General features: G+C 35.0%; 7 protein-coding genes. All 7 read right to left on the reverse strand.

The genetic code is table 11. The features are described from left to right. Window positions 1–4 precede the first annotated feature (4 nt). The gene (locus tag AWW83_RS04960) at window positions 5–958 is read right to left on the reverse strand and encodes a diacylglycerol/lipid kinase family protein (RefSeq protein ID WP_159421110.1); all 954 of its coding nucleotides are present in this window, start codon (window positions 956–958) and stop codon (window positions 5–7) included. Window positions 959–972: 14 nt separating this feature from the next. Then, window positions 973–1,983, reverse strand: coding sequence for an NAD(P)H-dependent amine dehydrogenase family protein (locus AWW83_RS04965; RefSeq protein WP_092349405.1), 1,011 nt, complete (start codon window positions 1,981–1,983; stop codon window positions 973–975). Window positions 1,984–2,004: 21 nt separating this feature from the next. Continuing rightward, on the reverse strand, window positions 2,005–3,363 hold the full coding sequence (locus tag AWW83_RS04970; protein WP_092349408.1) for an FAD-dependent oxidoreductase: 1,359 nt from the start codon (window positions 3,361–3,363) through the stop codon (window positions 2,005–2,007). Then, window positions 3,360–4,058 (reverse strand): N-acetylmannosamine-6-phosphate 2-epimerase, encoded by a 699-nt coding sequence (locus tag AWW83_RS04975; protein WP_092349411.1) that lies wholly within the window; start codon window positions 4,056–4,058, stop codon window positions 3,360–3,362. Before AWW83_RS04975 ends, AWW83_RS04970 begins: the two co-directional genes overlap by 4 nt. Continuing rightward, a complete protein-coding gene (locus AWW83_RS04980) occupies window positions 4,049–5,377 on the reverse strand; it encodes an FAD-dependent oxidoreductase (protein WP_092349414.1) in 1,329 nt (442 codons plus the stop codon). The genes AWW83_RS04975 and AWW83_RS04980 overlap by 10 nt, the downstream gene beginning before the upstream one ends. Continuing rightward, entirely contained in the window at window positions 5,374–7,572 is a 2,199-nt protein-coding gene (locus AWW83_RS04985; RefSeq protein ID WP_234697248.1) for a hydantoinase/oxoprolinase family protein, read from the reverse strand. The genes AWW83_RS04980 and AWW83_RS04985 overlap by 4 nt, the downstream gene beginning before the upstream one ends. Before the next feature lie 7 nt (window positions 7,573–7,579). After that, on the reverse strand, window positions 7,580–8,022 hold a 443-nt coding region (locus AWW83_RS09880), incomplete at its 5' end, for a hypothetical protein (protein ID WP_159421111.1).

The raw sequence follows: 8,022 nt of genomic DNA on the forward strand, positions 1-8,022 counted from the left end.
GAGTTCATTTGTTTGATATAACTTCAATGGCAGATGGAATCATTGTGATTTTTATCCATCTTAATTCTGTTCCAAGAATTTCACCATCAGCATGCATTGTTAAGTTTGAATTTGAGCGAACTTCAATTTCTTTTGCTTTGAACATTCTAACTTCTGGATAATTTGTGTGCTTACCTTTTAAAACAGTTGGCAAAACTTGAAGTATTCTAAAAATTGAAAGGTCATTTACAAGGCAAACATCAAATAGTCCATCGTTAATTCTGGCATCTGGAGTGAGAAGAAAACCACCGCCGGCAGATGCACCATTCCCAATCGCAACCAAAAAAATTTTATCCTTTATCAATTTTCCATCAATGTAAACTTCCATCTCAGGTGTCTCATATTTTGAAAGGGTTCTGAATATTGAAAGCAAATAAAGTGGAATACCACGCAAATGCTTTATTTTTCTACTTTCATTTGCGACCATTGCATCAAAACCAATTCCAACACCATTTATAAAGAATCTTTCATAAAAATTCCCACTGTAATCAGAATAGCGGATTAATCCAACATCAGAGGTTGTGATTTTTCTTCGCTTTAAGGATTCAATTGCAAGCTTAATTTTAAATGGTTTTAAATTCAACATTTTTGCAAAATCATTTCCAGAGCCAATAGGAATTACGCCAAGCAATTTTTCATTGCTACTTTGAAGAATTCCATTTACAACTTCATTCACAGTCCCATCACCACCAGCTGCAACAACAAGTTCAGCATTTGTTTCTTTTGCAATTTGTATTGCCTCGCCCGGAGCCGTTGTCAATTGAAATTTTTCAATTTGCTTTAAAAACTTAGCATAGTGTGCGATTTTATGATAAAGTTTTGCTCCTTTCCATCTTCCTGCAAACGGGTTTAAAACAATATGTGTCTTCAAATCATTTCCAAGGGCAAACCATTTTGACAAAATAAATTTGTACGCCAATTTTTTAACTCTCTTTATATTTTTAAATAACCATGTGGCAATCCTATATCAGCCATTGTCAAGAGTCCCGGTCTTGCGTTGAAAATCAAATAAGCAGAATTAATCAAGCTTGCAACTGTGGCTGTATCTCCGAACACTCCGTTTAAAATTTTCATTTTTATCGGTGGTTCGCCGTCAATGTAAACTGCATCATAATCTTTATGATCGCCAACGAACATTTTTAAATCAAGCGTGATAACCTCTTTACCATCTTTATATCCAACAGCCGTGTGATGAATCCCGGCTACTCTTCCTTTTTGAATTGTCAGATATTCCGTCTGCAAACTTCTTTTTGTGACAATCGGCTCTAATTCTTCTTCAACTTCATCAAGTTGTATATTCAAAATATAAGCCAAAAACTGCAATGATTCAACAAGTCCAATATGTCCGAACTTTCCAGTTGCTTTTTTCTCCTTAAATTCGCCAACTTTCAAACCAGCCCCAATTTTCAACTGCAACGGCAACCTTCTTTTTGAAGCATTTACAACTCTTTCAACTCTTATTTTCTTAACACTTGTGCAAACCTGTGTTAAAACGGCTGGCAAAACATCCATAACAAATCCAGGATTCACACCTGTCCCAAGAACCCTGACTTTAAATCTTCTTGCGAGATTATCAATTTCTTGTGCGATTTGCGTGTTCCTAAACCACGGGAAAAATAACTCTTCCGTTGAAGAAACTATGTTAAGTTTTAATTTTATAAGTTCAACAAGCTGTTCCTTAACATCGCTCATAAATGATGTTGTCGTGTGAAAAACAAGATCAACTTTGTTTTTTCTCAAAATGCTTCTGATGTCATCAACAACAGTTATTCCAAGATTTTCAACCCCGATCAATTCTCCAAGGTCTTTACCAACCTTTGCAGGATGAATATCCACAGCGCCAACAAGATTAATCCTATCGCTATGCTTTTGAATGATTGTCTTGGCACATAATTGTCCGATTGGACCGAGACCAAATTGAACTGCGTTAATTTTTTTCTTCATTTTTTCATTCCCTTTTTGTTTTTAGATATTTCCACGTGCTTTTAATTTTTCTTTTATGATTTCATAAGGAACTTTTCTCACCTCACCATCATAAGCCAGGGATAAACTTGCAACAACTCCCGCTGCTTCACCTGTTGCAGCTGATGTCGCTTGAATTCTCAAAGCGGAATGACCTTCCCTCGTTGAAGATATACATTTCCCAGCAACTAAAAGATTATGTGCTTTTTTAACTATTAAAGCCCTTAACGGAATTTGGTAGTATTGACCTTCGGATAAATGCTCTAATCTTGAACTTTCACCCTTTTGACCATGTATGTCAATTCCATAACATGCACGAGCGATAGCATCGTCAAATTTTTTACCACTTAAAACATCATCACCGGTCATAATATATTCACCGATTGCCCTTCTTGTCTCTCTTACACCAACTTGAATTCCAGATTCAATTAAATAAGAATTTTCAAACCCGGGCACTTTTTGTCTCAAAAAATTATAAACACGCCACATTTGAACTCTTCCTGTTATCTCGGCACTTGTTAAGTCAAATGAACTTGTCCCATCAAGACCAAGTATATTTGTCGTGTTGAACGATGCTTCTCCTTCATCCGGAAGTGATGTAAAAAAGATGTATTCAATTTCTTCTGGAAGTAATCCGTTAACTTTTGCTTCCTCCACAAGATCAAAAAATCCACCAATTGATATAATTCTACCCGGGATATATTCACGTGATGACCAAGGGAAAAATTGTTCGGGTTTTTGTCTCACCAATTCAATAACTTTTTCAACATTTATTCCGCCAATTCTGAAAAACAAAGTCATCGCCTGCGTTAAACCTGTTTTCTCATCTCCTTTCATCCACCCAGCATTTGCAAGATAAACAATATCTGCATCGCCTGTCGTATCAACAAAAACTTTTCCTCCAATGCGATAGAAACTTGAGCCATAATTCAAAATTAAAGATGTTAATTTCTTTTTTCTTCCAAGATATTCAAACTCAACTCCATACACGACAGCATGTCTTATGATTTCAACTCCAACTTCAACAAGCATCTCATTCACAACTTTTCTAAACGCCCACGCATTAAATCCATTATCAATCATTCCCCCTATCTCATCCATTCTTCTTGTTATCTCTTCAAAAATTCCGCCAACAAGTGGCTTAACTCTTCCATCAAATTCATCCATTATCCAGTATTTCATAAATGGTGAAACCATTCCCGCTGTTGACATTCCTCCCATAAAACCGTATCTATCAATTAAAACAGTTCTTGCACCTTCACGAGCCGAAGCGATCGCTGAACAAACTCCTGCAATTCCTGCGCCAGCGACAACGACATCAAACTCGCCCAAATTTTTCAAATTTTTGAAAATTTTTCTCATTCCAAATTTTTATTTGATATCGCTTCAACAAATCTTTGAACTATCAATCTTGGTCTCGTTATCGCAGAACCGACCACGACTGCATACGCCCCAAGTTCAAACATTCTTCTTGCTTGTTCAACAGTCCAAATACGCCCTTCTGCTATGACAGGTATGTTTAAAACTTTAACAAGTTGCTCAACAAGTTTAAAATCTGGTTCATATCTTTTAAATGAATTTCTTGTGTAAGAAGTATAACCAGAAAGAGTTGTCGCAACGAGATCAGCACCAAGTTCTGCTGATTTTACACCTTCTTCATAAGTTGAAACATCCGCAAGCAAAATCAAATTTTTAAACTCTTCTCTAACTTTTTTGAAAAACTCATACCTGTTTTCTCTATTGGTTACATCAATTGCAACTATATCAGCACCAGATTCAATTATCTTTTCAACAGCATTAAAATCAGGTGTGATTAAAACATCTCCATCTTGATATTTACCCTTTATCAAACCAATGACAGGGAGATTAACTTTTTCTTTAACTGCTTTTATATTTTCATAACCTTCAATTCTTACCCCGACTGCGCCACCAAGTTCAGATGCCTTTGCAAATTCAACTATGAAATTAACACTTGCAAAAAGCCCGCTTTCATCAGGTTGACATGAAACGATCAATCCACCTCTTAACTTTTGCAAAATTTTATCTTTCAACTCCATTCAAACTTAACTTTTGGTTTAAATTCTGTTAAGTCAATCTCGTTTTTAAATGCAAATGAAATTATCTTTCCGATGTTTTCTGAACTTTTCATAACAAATGGGAATGAGTATAGAACAAACTTCAAATCTTCGCTTAAACCAGCACCTCTTCCAACAACGACAAGATTTTTAATCTTTGTGATAAAAGACGAAAATGGAATGCGAATTATCATATTATCAAATTTTTTTACAGGTCTTACAAAACACGGGAAAATTTTTTCGCCTATGACTGATATTTTAACAATACAGATTTCGTCTGTAAAACTTTTATCTTCAAAAACATCTTTTGATGTAAGGGTGTATAAAGAATTTAACCTGCGACTTTCGGTGAAATAAACTTGTGCTGGAAACATTGAAATTCTTGATTTCTCAAATGGCTTGAATTTTTTTAATTTTTCAAGGAGTGAATAAATTTTTAACTGCAAATTTTCTTCTGCTTTGCTGATGGAAACAACATCGTTTGGCTCAATTTGAATTCTTTCTCCCCCGAAAACAAGTGAGTGATTTTTTAATGGCAATTCATAAACAGCAAGTTTTAAATCATCTATATTGATAACATAAGCGTGATAAACTCCACGCTCAAAATTTTCACTTTCAACAACTTCACATATAATTTGGTCATCTTTTGCTTCAAAATTGCAATTGTTCAAAACAAAATTGTAAGTCGCATAAGATTCAACCTGAACTGTAAAACTTTCATCAATTGAATTGAAGAGATTACAATTTCCCGTCGCATCTACAAAATATCTTGCTTTAATCTCAATCAATCCTTCTTTCCCAAAGACATAAATTGATTTGACTTTATCTCCTTGCAAATTTGCCCGAACAAATGAAGCGTGAAATAGACAATCAACATTAAAATCAATCAAAAGTTCAAGAAGTGTAAATTTAAATTTTTCAAAATCAAACGGAATTATAGCACCAGAAATTTTTAGCGGGTCAGGGAGTAAATTCTCTGGAATCGCTTGATTTTTCAAAAGATATTTGATAAAAGTTGAAAAAATTGGAAATTGAATGATTTCTGGATGTTCGCCTTGTTCATCTGAAATTAATAACTCTGAAAAATTTCTCTGAAATGTGAAAACTCTCAATGGATAACCAAACGATGTCGCTATAAGACCTCCGACAAATCCATATTTCTCAACGAGTAAAGTTTTAAGCCCGTTGCTTGCACAAGTTAAAGCAGTTATAATTCCACTCAATCCACCTCCTACAACCGCAACATCTGTTTCAATAGTGTTAACTTTTTTATGCGTTTTTAAAATTGTTTTTTCCTTCACTTTCTTGCCTCTGCAATTATTATCACTTTTTCATCAATTAATTCCGAACTTTTTATTTCTGTTCTTGCAACCGCAATCATTTGCTCTTTGAACATAACACCCGTTAAATCAACAATTTTATGCCCGAAAATTAAAAACACATCTGGAGCGATCGCTCCAGCATCACCATATATTGTCAAGAAATCAATCACATTTACCAAATCTTTTTCAAATTTTTCAATGTCAGTTTCAATTATTTCAGCATCTTGAAGTTGAAGTTTTATATTTCCTTCAAGGTCAAAAACTTTGACTGGTTTAATTTTGTCTTTAAAAATGAAAAATTTTTTTCGCTCAATTTCCGCACCAAAAACTTTGTAAAATCTGTTCTGCGCAATTATCTTAACCTCAACATTTGCTCCATCTTTTGCGAATCTGTCAAGCAATGGCTTAAATGTCTTTTTAGCAATCTCTGTCAATTCAACTTCTGAAATAATTCGTTTCTTCAACTCACCCTCTTTCAGGTCTGGCACTCCCGTTGCTATGGCTGTAACCCTTTTCGTTTGTCTGTCAATTTCAATTGCAACTTGAATTGAATCAGGTTTTGCGCCCATCTTTAAAATTGAAGAGATAACATCATTTCTCAATTTCAAAATATCTTGCTCCGTTGGATTTGGAATAACCCTTTCAACAGTTTCTCTTATAATTCCGAGAGCGACACCAATGGCAGAGATAACTTCTGCATTTTCCGCAATTTTATATTCCATGTTTAACTTTTTCGCAAGATAAGGGACGATTACTTCCGCACCACCACCTCCACCAATCAAAGTGATAATTGATGGATTAAGTTTATATTCTTTGATTAAACCAGTGATAACTTCCTTAACTTTTTCAACAGCGATGTCAAGTATATTTTTTGCAATTTCTTCGGGTGGTTTATTCATTAACTTTGAAAGTTTAGCGAAAACTTTTTCAACGGATTTGAAATTTCCTTTGCTATATGCTTTATCGCTTACAATTTTCAAAAAGTTTGCTGCGTCCGTGGTTGTCAAAGCAAATTCTGGTTTGTTAAGATTTTTTCGCTTTATGGCGAGATAATTTGATGGGTCACCTGTCTTCGGCTGAATCAAAACAAATTCAATATCATCAAAATTTTCGGGCTCTGAAAAAGCAACATACTTTAAACCCGCAATGTGAGCGCTTCTCGGTCCGACATCAATTATGCTTTTGAAATTTTCTGAAAGACGAACCATTGACCCGCCTGCAATCCCAACGGTCCTAACATCAAGAGTTTTCAAATATAGCCTGTTACCACCAATTTCTGCTGTTTTTACAATTGGTCTTCCATTCCTTATCACGGATATATCTGTGCTTGTTCCACCAACTTCAATGAAAATTCCATCAACAACTTTGACATACATAAGAGCTGAAGCAACACCAGCAGATGGACCTGAAAGAATAGTTAAAATTGGTCTTTTCGCCATCTCTTCAATGCTCATTATACCACCGTCGCTTCTCATAATCATAAGTGGTGCAGTAATTCCTGACTCAATTACACTTCGCTTTGTCATTTCCGCAGTTTCAATCATCTTTGGCAACATACTTGCATTTACAACCGCAGTTCTCGTCCTAACTCTCAAACCATACAACTGTGAAATTGAAGATGCCGTCGTTCCAGTAAAACCCATACTTTGTATAAGCTCAAGAGTTTTATCTTCTTTACTTGGATCATCAACTCCAAAAGCTTCACTTACTACAAAAACTTCAACTCCTTTTGCAATCAAACTTTTTATCTTGTCTTTAATCTCATCAATAAAATTTTCTTGCTCAAAAATTTTTGAATCAACGAAAATATGTTCAGTTTCTATAAATTTTCCATTTCCAAGCGGAACTTTGCCGATGTTAGTTTCACCTCTTGCTCTGACCGAATCAAGTCCAGTCCCCATACCGATTATGCCAACTTTTGCGACATCTCCTTCAAGAAGTGCATTCGTTGCCTGTGTAGTGCTGTGGGCTATGAGGACGACCTGTTCTGGTTTAATTCCCCCATTTTTTAAAACTTCTCTCATCGCTTGAATTACACCGAGAGCGACGCCTTCTCGTGCATGGTGTGTTGTTGGAACACAACTTTTTGAAATTATCTCAAGCGTATCCACATCAATTGCAACGGCGTGCGTAAAAGTCCCGCCAACATCAATTCCTATTTTCACCTTTCTCATCATATTGTCAAAGGATGATTTTGAATAACTCTGTTAATAAATTTAATAAAACGACCACACAAATTGAAGTTAAAACTGCGAAAATTAAGCCCTTGATAAAACTTCCTGTAATATATTTTAAAGCGAGAGTTACCAGGGCAAATGAATACAGTTTTAAAAGCAAATTAACTCCCGTGAAAATATAAAATTGAATTGGTTTCAAATTCTGTGGCTTTGGTGATTCCGTGAAATAATAAATCCCGAACACAGCAAATATCGCTGGAAGAAGAAAAAAGATTGAAAACGATATTGGAAAAGTAAGGTAAGAAACAAGCGCAAAAATTGACTTTACATTTATCTTCTCATCCCCAAAAATTAACAAAATTCTTATCACAACAGAAAGCAAAAATAAAAGCAAAACGCCAACAACAAGACCAAAACAAAATCCATAAAAAATTATAAATGCAAAAT

The sequence above is a fragment of the Candidatus Chryseopegocella kryptomonas genome (assembly GCF_001536065.1).
In the GTDB taxonomy this organism is placed as follows: domain Bacteria; phylum Bacteroidota; class Ignavibacteria; order Kryptoniales; family Kryptoniaceae; genus Kryptonium; species Kryptonium kryptomonas.